A 14153-nucleotide genomic window follows, 5' to 3' on the forward strand; every position below is an offset into this window, starting at 1 on the left:
GCCTGTCGCACGCCGGAAAGCTCCGAGTAACGCTGGGTGAACGCCCGCCGTTATTCGGGGCTTTTTCTTTTTTTATCGACGAAATCCGGAAGGGCCCACGGGCCGCCCAGCAATCGTTGGGTGGCGGGACTTGTCGCATGCCGGCAAGTGATGTTCGTGGCCTGGAAAGCGCGCTCGCGGCTGGACTAGTGTGAACACACGCCCCATGTGGGGTGCTTGTGGAGAACTGAAAATGGAGCGACAGCACCGAAGGATCAACAGCGTAAAGAGGCGCAAGTTGATTGCCGCCTACAAGTTGCCGGGAGCGCCGGGTGCACAGACCTCTGTGCCGATGGGCGCGGACGATGACAGCAATGCAGCGGTGGTGAACAACGGCGTGATCTCGTTTATCGAGGGGATGTCCGCCCTGAACCGCGAATACGTTCGCAAGAGCTACTTGCTTGCGAGCAGCTACGTCAGCGATGTGTTGAAGGTTCAGCGCGGCACCGAAGCCTGGTACGACGAATTTATCAAGGTGATGGTCAGCCTGGGCTGGCTGCCGGTGCGCAGCCGCTTCGAGCGGGTCACGCGCTCGGGCAAAGGCCTGACCGTGCAATTGGCGGCGCTGAACATCATTGCGGCGATGCTGGCCTCGATGTCACTGGCCGGACCTTTGCTCACCGCACTGCCCAAGCTGGCGGCGGATGCGTTGGAGGCGTTGAAGCAGCAACCCGCGACGTTCGACCTGTTCAAACGCAATAGCTCGGTGCATCAGGGCGGTGATTTCGGCCTGGCTTCCTGCGCCGAAACCGAAGGGGAAGTGATGATGGTGCTGGTGACCTACAGCAGCCACGGTGTGAGCAAGCAGGTCGGCTTGCCCTTTCTGGAATGGGACAGCGCCTCGTTCGAGGCCTTCAGCGGGCAAACCTGCCTGGTGCTCAATACCGCGGTGGTCAACGAAACGACGCTTCAGCTGATGCGTGAGAGCGCCGGTGACAAGGTCCAACTGGCCATCGCCAAGTACCGTATCTAGGGCACCAGGTAACCGCGTACGCCGGTAAAGATGATCTGCGCGGCGAGGGCGCACACGAACAATCCCATCAACCGGCTGACAATCTGCAAGCCCTGGTCGCCCAGAATGCGTTCGATGCGATTGGACAGGTAAAGCACCACGCCCACCGTGAGGCTGGCCAGGGCAATGCTGAGGATGGCCATGATCTTGTCATCCCAGTGCGGCTGGCTCACACCCATTACCAGCAGCGCACCGATGGTGCCCGGGCCGACAGTGAGCGGGATGGTCAGCGGCACGATGGTCACGTCCTGCTGCACGTTGTCGGTCTGCACTGCCGACTTGCCTTGGGCCATACCCAGCGCCGAGATGAACAGCACGCTGCCGGCGCCAATGCGAAAAGCGTCCACGGTGATGCCGAACACGCTGAAAATCACTCGCCCGAACAGGTACAGCAACACGCTCGACACCAGCGTTGCCAGCGCTACCTTCCAGGCCAGTCGCCGCCGCTCCTTGCTGGAGTAACCGCGGGTCAGGCTGATAAAACAGGACAGCACGAAGAACGGGCTGTAGAGCACCAGCATCTTCAGGTAAACGCTGAATAACACGTGGAGCATGAGGGCGGCTCGCGGGCGGAAAGATGGGGTGAGTCTAACAGGCGGCGCAGATCAAATGTGGGAGCGGGCTTGCTCGCGAATGCGATGGATCAGTTAAAGATGCATTGACTGACACACCGCATTCGCGAGCAAGCCCGCTCCCACATTTTGATTGTATTTCAGGTCAGGAAGGCGCGTGTTCCGGTCGTTGCTGGCGCTGCGCCACCCAGAACTCCACCAGCTCGCGCAACTGCGACAACTCCACCGGTTTGGCCATGTGCCCATCCATCCCGGCCTGGCGCGCGCGCTCTTTATGTTCCGACAGGATATGCGCCGTCAGTGCGACCACCGGCGTTCGAATGCGTTGGTGGCTGACTTCCCACGCGCGCAGTTGCTGGGTGGCGGAAAAACCATCGAGGATCGGCATTTCACAGTCCATCAGCACCAGGTCGTAACGCTGAGCCTTCATCGCCTCGAGGGCTTCTTCGCCATTGCTGGCGGTGTCCGGGTTGAGGTTGAGCTTGCCGAGCATGCCGCGGATCACTTTGGTGGAGATGCTGTTGTCTTCGGCCACCAGGATGCGGAAATCGGCCGGCACGGTCACGGCTGCCGGCGCGCTGATGGCCGCGCGCGGCTGCACCACGCCTTTGCTGCGCTGGGTCAGTTCGTCGGCCAGCGTGGTCTTGAGCGTGTAGCCGGCTACCGGTTTGGCGAGGATGCGCTTGATCCCGCAGTTGCGCGCGATGATCTTGCTCGGCGCGTTGCTGATACCGGTGAGCATGATCAGCAGGATGTCGTGGTTCAGGCTCGGGTCTTCCTTGATCTTGGCGGCCAGTTGCATGCCGGTCATGCCGGGCATGTTCTGGTCCAGCAGGACCACGTCGAAGTAGTCGCGCAGGTGCGCCTTGGTGCGCAGCAACGCCAGGGCTTCTTTGCCGGACGGCACGGCGCTGACGTTCAAGCCCCAGGCCGTGCATTGCTGCACCAGCACTTTGCGGCAGGTGTCGTTGTCGTCGACCACCAGCACCCGTGCGCCTTTGAGCGGGCCGTCGAGGTCGGAGGTCGGGTGTTCCAGGCGTTCCGGGTCCAGCGGCAGGGTCAACCACAGGGTGCTGCCCTGATGGCTGCCGCTCTTGATGCCGAACTCGCCATTCATCAACAGGATCAGTTGTCTCGCGATTACCAGGCCCAGGTGGCCGCTCAAGCGCGTGGCCGAGAGGAAGTTCTTGCTGTGCAGTTCGCTGTGCAGCAACGCGTCGCGCTCGGCGGCTTCCATCGGCAGGCCGCTGTCTTGCACAGCAATGCGCAGGCGCGGCTTGGTGCTGCGTTCGTCGAGTGCAACGACGATCAGCACTTCACCTTCGTCGGTCTTTTGCAGGGCATTTTCCAGCAGGCTCAACAGCGCTTGGCGCAGACGCGTCGGGTCACCGCTGATCACGCGGGGCACCTGGGGCTGGATAAAGCTGATCAGTTCGACGTTCTGTTGCTCGGCCTTGGCGCGGAAGATACTCAGGCAGTCTTCGATCAATGCGTTGAGGTCGAACTGCACGTCGTCCAGCTCGATTTGCCCGGACTCCAGCTTGGAGATGTCGAGGATCTCGTTGATCAACGTCAGCAGTTCGTTCCCGGCGCTGTGGATGGTCTGCACGTAGTCACGCTGCTTGACCGACAGCGGCGTGCCCAGCAGCAGCTCGGTCATGCCCAGCACGCCGTTCATGGGGGTGCGGATTTCGTGGCTGATCTTCGCCAGGAACTCGGCTTTGGCGGCGATCTCGGCATTGCTGGCCGCCAGGTCGCGGCTGAGGCTGAAGCGCGCTTCGACAATTGCGCGCTGGCGTTCGCCCAGGGCCAGGCTCATCAGCAGGCCGCTGAGGCAGATAAAACCGAGCAGCGTGACGATCAAGCCTTGCGGCGCCACCAGCGTCAGGCCGAGCAGGGCAGGCAGGATGATCAGTGTGCCGATGTTGAACACCACCATGCCCGCCACGAACAAACGTGCCGGCCGGTAGCCTTTCTGCCAGTGGTAGGCCGAGACAAACAGCATGCTCAGACCGGCCAGGGCCACCAGGGCGTAAGTGATGATGTTCAGCGGCAAGGTGTTGACGAACAACAGCAGCAGGCCGCACAGCACGATCAGCAGGATGTCGGCCATCAACAGTTTGTTCAGCGGGTGCGGGCCCAGCGGCATGAAGAACCGGTAGGCGAACATCAGCCCGCACGGCGCGGTCAGCAGCAGGGCGAGGTAGGCGCCCGGGGTCTGGATAGCGTGCCAGTTCGGCAGCCACGGCCCCACCAGGTTGAGCAACAGTGCCAGGCTCAACATCAAGAGCAACTCGCAGGCCGCCAACCACAGGCTGCTGCGCGAGCGATGGTAGGCGAAGCGCGTGAGGTTGTGCAGGATCAGCATCAGCAGGCAGCCGAACAACAGGCCGTAGATCAGCGTCTGGTTCTGGTTGGCGGCGGCCAGTACGGCCGGCTCCAGGGTGATGTAGGGGCGCAGTTCGTGTTCCGACACCAGGCGCAGGTACACCTCGAGGGGCTTCTGGCTCTGGGGCATCGGCAGCATGAAATCGCTGCTGGGCAGCGGGCGTTCCGCCTGCGGCTGGCGGGTGCCGGTACTTTGTTGTTCCACCAGGGTGTCGCCGTCCAGTACATAGAGGCTCAGGTGGGACAGGTCGGGGGCAAATACCCGCAGCACTTGCTCGTGCTTGCCAGGTTGCAGCTTGAAACGTACCCACAGCGCACCGTCCGGCTCGGCGGCGGTAATCCGGTCCAGTTCGATGGGGCTAAATTGATTGGTGTAGCGGGCGGAGCGGATATCGCTCAGTTGCAGGTCGGCCTGTTCATCAAGCAATACTGCCCATCCACTGCCTTGCGCGGCGGCCTGGGCCGGGAACAAGCAGAGCAGGGTCAGCAGACTGACTGTGAAACCTATGGCGATCCTGAGCCAGCGCACGGCGAAATCCCTTCGTAGGTTGATTGCACGGGTTAACTATGCGCGGGGCGACATGGGTACGGCAAGGGCCAGAGGCCCTTGCCTAACCGAACGGATAGCGACTGGAGGGCAGTTACTTATTGGTTCTCGCCACGTTCACGGGCAATGGCGCGGTAGCCGATGTCCGTGCGGTAGAAGCAACCTTTCCAGTCGATTTTCGCGGCCAGCTTGTACGCCTGTTGCTGCGCGGCGTCGACACTGGCACCCATTGCGGTGGCGCACAATACACGGCCACCTGCGGTTACAACCTTGCCATCCTTGAGCGCGGTGCCCGCATGGAACACCTTGCCTTCCAGCGTAGCAGCTGCGTCGAGGCCTTCAATCACATCGCCCTTGGCGTAGTCGCCAGGGTAACCACCGGCTGCCAGCACAATGCCAACGCTCGGACGCGGGTCCCATTGCGCTTCAACCTTGTCCAGCGCCTGGGCCAGGGCCGCTTCCACCAGCAGCACCAGGCTCGATTGCAGGCGCAGCATCACCGGTTGGGTTTCCGGATCACCAAAGCGGCAGTTGAACTCGATGACTTTCGGGTTGCCGGCTTTGTCGATCATCAGGCCGGCGTACAGGAAGCCGGTGTACACATTGCCTTCGTCGGCCATGCCGCGCACGGTCGGCCAGATCACCAGGTCCATGACGCGCTTGTGTACCTCAGCGGTGACCACCGGGGCAGGGGAGTAAGCACCCATGCCGCCGGTGTTCGGGCCGCTGTCGCCGTCGCCGACGCGTTTGTGGTCCTGGCTGGTGGCCATTGGCAGTACATTCTTGCCGTCGACCATCACGATGAAGCTGGCTTCTTCGCCGTCGAGGAATTCCTCGATGACCACGCGCGAACCGGCATCACCAAATGCGTTGCCGGCAAGCATGTCGCGCACCGCGTCTTCGGCTTCTTGCAGGGTCATCGCCACGATCACGCCTTTACCGGCGGCCAGGCCGTCGGCCTTGATGACGATCGGTGCACCTTTTTCACGCAGGTACGCCAGGGCCGGCTCGATCTCGGTGAAGTTCTGGTAGTCGGCCGTCGGGATCTTGTGGCGGGCCAAAAAATCTTTGGTGAAGGCTTTCGAGCCTTCCAGTTGGGCTGCGCCGGCAGTCGGCCCGAAGCAGTCCAGGCCACGGCTGCGGAACAGGTCGACGACGCCAGCCACCAACGGCACTTCCGGACCGACGATGGTCAGGGACACATTCTTCTCGGCGAAGTCAGCCAACTGCTCAAGGGCCAATACGTCGATGGCGACGTTTTCGCACTTGGCTTCAATGGCGGTGCCGGCGTTGCCGGGTGCGACGAATACTTTCTGGACGCGCGGGTCCTGGGCAACTTTCCAGGCCAGGGCGTGTTCACGGCCGCCGCTGCCAATGATCAAAACATTCATTTCAAAAACCTCGGATGACGCAAATTCTGGGAGCACCGTGGGCCGCGTTCTGTGGCAGCTGGCTTGCCTGCGATAGCAACACCTCGGTGTACTTGATACACCGAGGCGCCCGCATCGCAGGCAAGCCAGCCCCCACAGAGGGCCAGTGCCCGCTTGGGATCAATCTGTCAGTGGCGGAAGTGACGCATGCCGGTGAAGACCATGGCAATGCCAGCCTCATCAGCGGCGGCGATCACTTCGGCGTCACGCATCGAGCCGCCCGGTTGGATCACTGCGGTAACGCCGGCTTTGGCGGCGTTGTCCAGGCCATCACGGAACGGGAAGAACGCGTCGGAAGCCATCACCGAACCGGCTACCTGCAAACCGGCATGCTCAGCCTTGATCGCAGCGATACGCGCCGAGTTCACGCGGCTCATCTGGCCGGCGCCGACACCGATGGTCTGGCGGTTCTTGGCGTAGACGATGGCGTTGGACTTAACGTACTTGGCGACTTTCCAGGCGAATATCAGGTCGTTTATTTCCTGCTCGGTCGGCGCGCGTTTGGTCACGACCTTGAGGTCTTCGCTGCCGATCATGCCGATGTCGCGGCTCTGTACCAGCAAGCCGCCATTGACGCGCTTGTAGTCCCAGGCAGCAGCACGGTCAGCCGACCACTCGCCACAGGCCAGCAGGCGCACGTTGGCTTTCGCGGCAACGATGGCGCGCGCTTCTTCACTCACGCTTGGGGCAATGATCACTTCAACGAACTGACGTTCGACGATGGCCTTGGCGGTTTCGGCGTCCAGCTCGCGGTTGAAGGCAATGATGCCGCCGAAGGCCGATTCGGTGTCGGTGGCGTAGGCCAGTTCGTACGCCTGGCGGATACCGCCTTCAGCGTCCGGGCTCACGGCCACGCCGCACGGGTTGGCGTGCTTGACGATCACGCAGGCCGGCTTGACGAAGCTCTTCACGCATTCCAGCGCGGCGTCGGTGTCGGCCACGTTGTTGTAGGACAGCTCTTTGCCTTGCAGTTGGGTCGCGGTGGCGATGCCGACTTCAGCAGGTTTGGCCTCAACGTAGAACGCCGCGCTTTGGTGCGGGTTCTCGCCGTAGCGCATTTCCTGGGCCTTGATGAACTGGCTGTTGAAGGTGCGGGGGAACTGGCTGCGGCCCTCTGTGCTCAGGGTCTCGGCGGCCTGGTTCACGGTGCCCATGTAGTTGGCGATCATGCCGTCGTAGGCGGCGGTGTGTTCGAACGCCTTGAGCATCAGGTCGAAACGCTGGGCGTAAGTCAGGCCGCCGGCTTTCAGGCTTTCCAGCACGTTGGCATAGTCGCTGGCGTTCACCACGATGGCCACGTCTTTGTGGTTCTTGGCTGCCGAGCGAACCATGGTCGGGCCGCCGATATCGATGTTTTCGATGGCGGTCGGCAGGTCGCAGCCTGGCTTGTTGATGGTGGCTTCGAACGGATACAGGTTAACGGCCACCAGGTCGATCGGCTTGATGCCGTGCTCGCTCATGATGGCGTCGTCGATACCGCGACGACCGAGGATCCCGCCGTGGATTTTCGGGTGCAGGGTTTTGACCCGACCGTCCATCATTTCTGCGAAACCGGTGTAGTCCGCGACTTCTACTGCGGCCACGCCGTTGTCCTGCAGCAGTTTGAAGGTCCCGCCCGTGGAGAGGATTTCCACACCCAGGGCTTCCAGCTCCCGGGCAAATTCGAGGATCCCGGTCTTGTCGGAAACACTGATCAAGGCGCGGCGGATCGGCAGGCGGGTAGTCTGGTCGGTCATTTCAATTTCCATCAAAAGCAAAGGAGTCAGCAAAAAAGGCGTCCGTTTTTTACGCGGGCGCCTTTCTGGTTTGATTGAATGCTTACAGCAAATCGTACTGCTTGAGCTTTTTGCGCAAGGTGCCACGGTTGAGGCCCAGCAGCTCACTGGCTTTGGTCTGGTTGCCCTTGACGTAGTTCATCACGCTTTCGAGCAAGGGCGCCTCGACTTCGGAGAGCACCAGGTTGTACACGTCCGTGACGGAAGCGCCCTCTAGGTGGGCGAAATAATTGTGCAGCGCCTTCTCGACACTCCCGCGAAGGGTCTGGCCTTCTTCGCTCGGCGTGTTGAGGTGCTGTTTCAAATTGACGTTGTCGCTCACGGGTGTTGTTCCACTCACTAAAGTCTCGGTCATCATCGTCATGCGGCCACCCCCTCTCCGTCCCCTGTCCCCAGGCTCTTGTAACGCTCGCTGAAGAACTCACGAACGTTGGCGCACTGTGCTTCCGTATCATCCAAACGATTGAAGTGGGCGCGAAACTCCCTGGCGCCCGGCAAGGTTGCGAGATACCAGCCGACATGCTTGCGAGCAATGCGTACTCCCATCACGTCTCCATAGAAGGCGTGCAGGGCGGCCAGATGCTCTAGCAGAATACGTTCCACCTCGATCAGCTCCGGTGCCGGCATGACTTCGCCAGTACGCAGAAAATGCTCGATCTCACGAAAAATCCATGGCCGCCCCTGGGCGGCCCGGCCAATCAACAAGCCATCGGCACCGGTTGCGTGCAGCACGCGCCGGGCTTTCTCGGCTGAGTCGATATCGCCATTGGCAAAGACCGGGATCGACACTGCCTGCTTGATCGCGGCAATGGTGTCGTACTCGGCTTCACCGGTGTAAAGGTCGGCGCGGGTGCGGCCATGCACCGCCAGCGCTGTAATGCCTGCCTGTTCGGCGATCTTCGCCACCGTCAGGCCGTTCTTGTTGTCCCGGTCCCAGCCGGTACGAATCTTCAGGGTGACCGGCACATCCACTGCGGCGACAACGGCCTGCAGGATCTCGGCTACCAATTGCTCATCTTTCAACAGGGCGGAACCGGCGGCCTTGTTGCAGACCTTCTTGGCCGGGCAGCCCATGTTGATGTCGATGATCTGTGCGCCCAACTCCACGTTGGCCCGGGCCGCGTCCGCGAGCATCTGTGCATCGCCACCGGCGATCTGTACCGAGCGGGGCTCGGGATCACCTTCGTGGATCATGCGCATCCGCGATTTGCGGGTGTTCCACAAGCTCATGTCGCTGGTGACCATTTCAGAGACTACTAGACCCGCGCCCAAACGCTTGCACAGCTGACGAAAGGGCTGGTCGGTGACGCCCGCCATCGGGGCGAGGATCAAGCCGTTTTGCAATGTGTATGGGCCGATGCGTACCGCCGACATAGGACTTCCCTGTTGTGGGGCCGGATCATTAGAGTTCGAAAAAGGGTTGGCATGATACCCGCTCTCGATGACTGGATAAAGGCTGAATTGGATAAAATCTGAACAGTTATTTCTTTATCGCGGTCGGTTTGGTTGCGCAGTGTCCAGTCAATAATCTGCCGTCAAACCTCGGCATGCGCGGCGCCTCACTCGGGCGAGTGGAAACTCAGGCTGTAATTTACGGCTTTATTGCCTGGATCGAGGATATCCAGGGAAATATGGATCGGTGTCTGCGAAGGCATTTCGCTCACCCCGGCCAGCTCACCACTGAGGTATTCGGCCGGTTTGAAGCGACGACTGGCAATCAGGCCGCCGTTCAAATCGGCAAAGCGCAGCTCCAGCAGCGGGAAGGGCTGCGAGAACGTGGCGCGGTTATAGATGATTGCATCCACCACCAGCGCCCCGGCGAACTCGGGATTGCTGCGCACCACCAGGTTGCTGCTCTTGATGTGGGCAATATCGACCCGTGATGGGACGGTGCAACCGAGGGTTGGACACAGTTGCTGGAACCACGGGCGATAAGCGTCCTGGCGAGCCAGGTCGTCGAATTGATAGGCGATGTACTGGCCCGCCAGGCCCGCGGCGGCCAGCAGCACCAGGACTATCCAGATGAGGCGACGGCCCCAGCTCGTCGGACGTTTCTGCGCATACAGGTGCAGCGGGTCGTCTTCCAGGTCCTGGAGTACATCGTCGTGAACGCTGGTTTCCGTGCGCGCACGCTTGCGCCGCGGTTGCGGGCGGTCTTCAGGGTCCGGCGCGTCCGCTGCCGCCGTCAGCGGCGTGAACGGCGGGTCGAGGTCGTCATCGTCGTCATCAGGTGGAGAACGCAGCGGGGGCTCATCGTCGATATCGTCGATGTTGAACGACATCGACGGCTCGGTGCGTTGCTTGGTCGCAGGCGTCTTGGCCGACTCAGGTTCGTCTTCGCTTGCCTGGGTGCGCTCTTCGGGTGGCTCGCTGAACAGGCTGGCGGCCCATTTTTCTTCTTCGGCCTTGACGGTGTCGCGGCTGGCGCTGAGGGCATCTTCTTTTTGCCGGCGCTCGCTGCTTGCCTGGCGACGCTCCGCGCCGAGCGGTTGCGTGTGTTGAATCTCGCGGCGTTCGAGCTTGGCCAGTTCTTCGTCCAGGTCCAGGTTGTCCAGGTCCAGCTCTTCGGCGGTCCACTGTTTCTGGCTGATGGCCCGCGGTGCCTGGGGCACTGGCTCAACGGCGTGTTCGGCGACGCTTGGCTGCTCGGGTTCCGGCGCCGAGGTGCTGGCGCGCTGCTCCAGCAATTGGCGCGCGGCGTTGAACACTTGCAGGCACGAGCCGCAGCGAACCACGCCACGGGCCACGCTCAATTGAGCGTGGCTGACGCGAAAGCGCGCTTGGCAATGCGGGCACTGGGTGACGAAACTGTCGGTCATGCGGCCATCCGATTCAGGCAAGCGCTCATTCTAGCGCCGACGACCGCTGATGCGTACCCAGCCATCACGGTTGGCGATCGGATCCAGATCGAAATCCGCGGCATAGGCCGCAGCCACGTCTTCACCTTGCTCGGCAAGAATGCCCGACAACGCCAGGCGACCGCCCGGCTTGACCAGGCTCGACAACTGCGGCGCCAGCGAGACCAAAGGCCCGGCGAGGATATTCGCCACCAGCACATCGGCCTGCACCTGGGGCAATTGCTCCGGCAGGTAGAGGGGGAATTTGCCCTCAGGGATGTTGTTGCGCCCGGCGTTATCGCGGGAGGCCTCCAGGGCTTGCACGTCGATGTCGGTGCCGACGGCTTCCTTGGCGCCCAGCAGCAGGGCGGCAATCGCCAGAATCCCGGAGCCGCAACCGAAGTCCAGCACGTTGCAGTCGGTCAGGTTCTGGCCGTCCAGCCATTCCAGGCACAGTGCGGTGGTTGGGTGGGTGCCTGTGCCGAACGCCAGGCCCGGGTCGAGCAGCAGGTTGACGGCGTCCGGCTCAGGTGCGGCGTGCCAGCTCGGTACGATCCACAGGCGCTGGCCAAAGCGCATCGGCTGGAAGTTGTCCATCCAGCTGCGCTCCCAGTCCTGGTCTTCGATCACTTCGCTGTGGTGCTCGGGCAACGGGCCGCCGGTGAGCAACTCCATATGGGCCAGCACGGCGGCGGCATCGGTGCCGTCTTCGAACAGGGCCAGCAGGTGGGTGTGCGACCACAGCGGCGTGGTGTTGAGTTCCGGTTCGAAGATCGGTTGGTCTTCGGCGTCCATGAATGTCACCGAGACGGCGCCGACTTCAAGAAAAGCGTCTTCGTAGGTTTCGGCTTGTTCTGGGCTGATGGCGAGACGGACTTGCAGCCAAGGCATGGCGGGCACCTTTGAAAAAAATGAGTGTGCGACTGCGGGGTCGCGAAAGCGCGCAAGTTTACGCGAGCGAACAGCAGAAGACGACTGTGCTGAATGAACACGGACCGAATGTGGGAGGGGGCTTGCCCCCGATGGCGGTGGGTAAGGCACGGATGCATTCACTGGCGCTACCTGATCGGGGGCAAGCCCCCTCCCACATTTGAACGATGGACATCTTCAGAATAGAGGGCTCAGAAACAACAAAGCCGCCCGAAGGCGGCTTTGTTGGGTGGAGCACTTACTGGTTGGCCAGCTTGTGTTCCAGGTAGTGAATGTTCACACCACCTTCGCAGAAGCCTTCATCACGCACCAGGTCCCGATGCAGCGGGATGTTGGTCTTGATGCCGTCTACCACGATTTCGTCCAGGGCGTTGCGCATGCGGGCCATGGCCTCGTCGCGCGTGGCGCCCCAGGTGATCAGCTTGCCGATCAGCGAGTCGTAGTTGGACGGAACCTTGTAGCCGCTGTACAGGTGCGAATCGACGCGAACGCCGTTGCCGCCTGGAGCATGGAAATGCTTGACCAGGCCTGGACTCGGAATAAAGGTTTTCGGGTCTTCGGCGTTGATCCGGCACTCCAGCGAGTGGCCGTGGATCTTCACGTCGTCCTGGGTGAAGGACAGCACGTTACCGGCGGCGATGCTCAGCATCTCCTTGACGATGTCGATACCGGTGACCATCTCCGACACCGGGTGCTCTACCTGCACACGAGTGTTCATCTCGATGAAGTAGAAGCGGCCGTTCTCGTAGAGGAACTCGAACGTACCGGCGCCACGGTAGTTGATGTCGATGCACGCCTTGACGCAGCGCGCCAGCACTTCCTGGCGAGCGGTTTCGTCCAGGCCCGGTGCCGGAGCTTCTTCCAGTACCTTCTGGTGACGACGTTGCAGCGAGCAATCGCGGTCGCCCAGGTGGATGGCGTGGCCCTGGCCGTCGGACAGTACCTGCACTTCCACGTGACGTGGGTTGGTCAGGTACTTCTCCAGGTAGACCATCGGGTTGCCGAACCAGGCAGCCGCTTCGGAGCGGGTCTGCTTGGCGGCTTCGATCAGGTCTTCTTCCTTGTGCACCACGCGCATGCCGCGACCACCACCGCCACCGGCGGCCTTGATGATCACCGGGTAACCGACTTCGCGACCAATGCGCAGAGCGGTTGCCTCGTCTTCAGGCAGTGGGCCATCGGAACCTGGAACGGTTGGCACGCCGGCAGCGATCATGGCGTCCTTGGCCGATACCTTGTCGCCCATCAGGCGAATGGTTTCGGCTTTCGGGCCGATGAAGGCAAACCCGGATTTTTCCACTTGTTCGGCGAAGTCGGCGTTTTCCGCAAGGAAACCGTAGCCTGGGTGGATGCCATCAGCGCCGGTCACTTCAGCGGCCGCGATGATGTTGGAGACCTTCAGGTACGAGTTGGTCGCCAGTGGCGGGCCGATGCAGATGCTCTCGTCCGCCAGTTTCACGTGCATCAATTCGGTATCGGCCGTCGAGTAAACAGCGACGGTCTTGATGCCCTCTTCCTTACAGGCGCGCAGGATACGCAGCGCGATCTCGCCGCGGTTGGCGATCAGGACTTTTTGCAGTTTCTTCGCAGGTTTCAACATCGAAGGCGCTCCGCGGTTCAAACGATGGTGAACAGCGGCTGGTCGTACTCAACCGGCTGACCGTTTTCTACCAGGATGGATTCGATGACGCCGGCTTTTTCAGCGGTGATGTGGTTCATCATCTTCATCGCTTCAACGATGCAGATGGTGTCGCCCACTTTCACGGTTGCGCCGACTTCAACGAAGGCTGGCGAGGTCGGTGCCGGGGTGCGGTAGAACGTACCGACCATTGGCGACTTGACCACGAAGCCGTTCAGTACAGGCGCGGCAGGTGCGGCTGGAGCAGCGGCAGCAGGTGCGGCGGCTGGAGCAGCAGCGGCCGGAGCCGGTGCTTGCATCTGTGGTGCGTAGAACTGTTGAGCCGGGGTCTTGCTGTGACGGCTGATCCGTACGGACTCTTCGCCTTCCTTGATTTCCAGCTCGTCGATACCGGATTCTTCCAGCAGTTCGATCAGTTTCTTAACTTTACGGATATCCATGAATCATCAACTCCCAAGGGTCGGTCAGGGGCGCTTGGCCGGTTGTTCAATGTGTTCCAGGGCGGCCTCCAGGGCCAGTCGGTAACCGCTGGCGCCAAGGCCGCAGATCACGCCTACCGCTACGTCGGAGAAGTAGGAGTGATGGCGGAAAGCTTCGCGTTTGTGCACGTTGGACAAATGCACTTCGATGAATGGGATGCTCACCGCCAGCAGCGCGTCACGTAATGCAACACTCGTGTGCGTAAAAGCGGCGGGATTGATCAGGATAAAGTCCACGCCTTCGCCGCGCGCGGCATGGATGCGATCAATCAATTCGTACTCGGCATTGCTTTGCAGGTAGAGCAAATGGTGGCCGGCCTCACGCGCCCGTCGTTCAAGATCGAGGTTGATCTGATCGAGGGTGACTGCCCCGTAGACGCCCGGTTCGCGGGTGCCGAGCAGGTTCAGGTTGGGTCCGTGAAGAACCAGTAAGGTCGCCATCGGCTGTTCCTTGTTATTGATGTGGGTACGTCAGAACCCGGCGACTATGCCGCAAAGCCTTTGT

At 61.5% G+C, this 14153-nt stretch carries 12 protein-coding genes; 1 reads left to right on the plus strand and 11 read right to left on the minus strand.

Annotated features, from left to right (window positions below; all coding sequences use genetic code 11):
- Window positions 1-232: 232 nt before the first annotated feature.
- Window positions 233-1012, plus strand: a complete 780-nt coding sequence (locus tag C4J83_RS03025; protein WP_119737813.1) for a hypothetical protein — start codon at window positions 233-235, stop codon at window positions 1010-1012.
- Here C4J83_RS03025 and C4J83_RS03030 read toward each other — a convergent pair.
- From C4J83_RS03030 to aroQ, 11 genes are all read right to left on the minus strand, one after another.
- Complete coding sequence (locus C4J83_RS03030) at window positions 1009-1605, minus strand: MarC family protein (RefSeq protein ID WP_017253590.1); 597 nt, start codon at window positions 1603-1605, stop codon at window positions 1009-1011. The genes C4J83_RS03025 and C4J83_RS03030 overlap by 4 nt on opposite strands.
- 163 nt (window positions 1606-1768) lie before the next feature.
- Window positions 1769-4540, minus strand: coding sequence for a hybrid sensor histidine kinase/response regulator (locus C4J83_RS03035; protein WP_124416319.1), 2772 nt, complete (start codon window positions 4538-4540; stop codon window positions 1769-1771).
- Between the two features lie 116 nt (window positions 4541-4656).
- Complete coding sequence (gene purD / locus C4J83_RS03040) at window positions 4657-5949, minus strand: phosphoribosylamine--glycine ligase (RefSeq protein WP_106577691.1); 1293 nt, start codon at window positions 5947-5949, stop codon at window positions 4657-4659.
- Window positions 5950-6116: 167 nt separating this feature from the next.
- Complete coding sequence (gene purH / locus C4J83_RS03045) at window positions 6117-7724, minus strand: bifunctional phosphoribosylaminoimidazolecarboxamide formyltransferase/IMP cyclohydrolase (protein WP_119737808.1); 1608 nt, start codon at window positions 7722-7724, stop codon at window positions 6117-6119.
- Between the two features lie 82 nt (window positions 7725-7806).
- Window positions 7807-8127 (minus strand): DNA-binding transcriptional regulator Fis, encoded by a 321-nt coding sequence (gene fis / locus C4J83_RS03050; protein ID WP_002555375.1) that lies wholly within the window; start codon window positions 8125-8127, stop codon window positions 7807-7809.
- Window positions 8124-9137 (minus strand): tRNA dihydrouridine synthase DusB, encoded by a 1014-nt coding sequence (dusB, locus tag C4J83_RS03055; protein WP_119737806.1) that lies wholly within the window; start codon window positions 9135-9137, stop codon window positions 8124-8126. Before dusB ends, fis begins: the two co-directional genes overlap by 4 nt.
- 185 nt (window positions 9138-9322) lie before the next feature.
- Window positions 9323-10582 (minus strand): DUF3426 domain-containing protein, encoded by a 1260-nt coding sequence (locus C4J83_RS03065; RefSeq protein WP_124416320.1) that lies wholly within the window; start codon window positions 10580-10582, stop codon window positions 9323-9325.
- Window positions 10583-10612: 30 nt separating this feature from the next.
- Complete coding sequence (gene prmA / locus C4J83_RS03070; protein ID WP_124416321.1) at window positions 10613-11491, minus strand: 50S ribosomal protein L11 methyltransferase; 879 nt, start codon at window positions 11489-11491, stop codon at window positions 10613-10615.
- Between the two features lie 277 nt (window positions 11492-11768).
- Window positions 11769-13130 carry an acetyl-CoA carboxylase biotin carboxylase subunit gene (gene accC, locus C4J83_RS03075; RefSeq protein ID WP_017136745.1) on the minus strand — a complete coding sequence of 454 codons (1362 nt, stop codon included), beginning with the start codon at window positions 13128-13130 and terminating at the stop codon, window positions 11769-11771.
- Window positions 13131-13147: 17 nt separating this feature from the next.
- Window positions 13148-13609, minus strand: coding sequence for an acetyl-CoA carboxylase biotin carboxyl carrier protein (gene accB, locus C4J83_RS03080; protein ID WP_017738537.1), 462 nt, complete (start codon window positions 13607-13609; stop codon window positions 13148-13150).
- A gap of 24 nt (window positions 13610-13633) precedes the next feature.
- Complete coding sequence (aroQ, locus tag C4J83_RS03085; protein ID WP_016972516.1) at window positions 13634-14089, minus strand: type II 3-dehydroquinate dehydratase; 456 nt, start codon at window positions 14087-14089, stop codon at window positions 13634-13636.
- Window positions 14090-14153 lie beyond the last annotated feature (64 nt).

Origin of the sequence: Pseudomonas sp. LBUM920 (genome assembly GCF_003852315.1) — a bacterium.
Lineage (GTDB): Bacteria > Pseudomonadota > Gammaproteobacteria > Pseudomonadales > Pseudomonadaceae > Aquipseudomonas.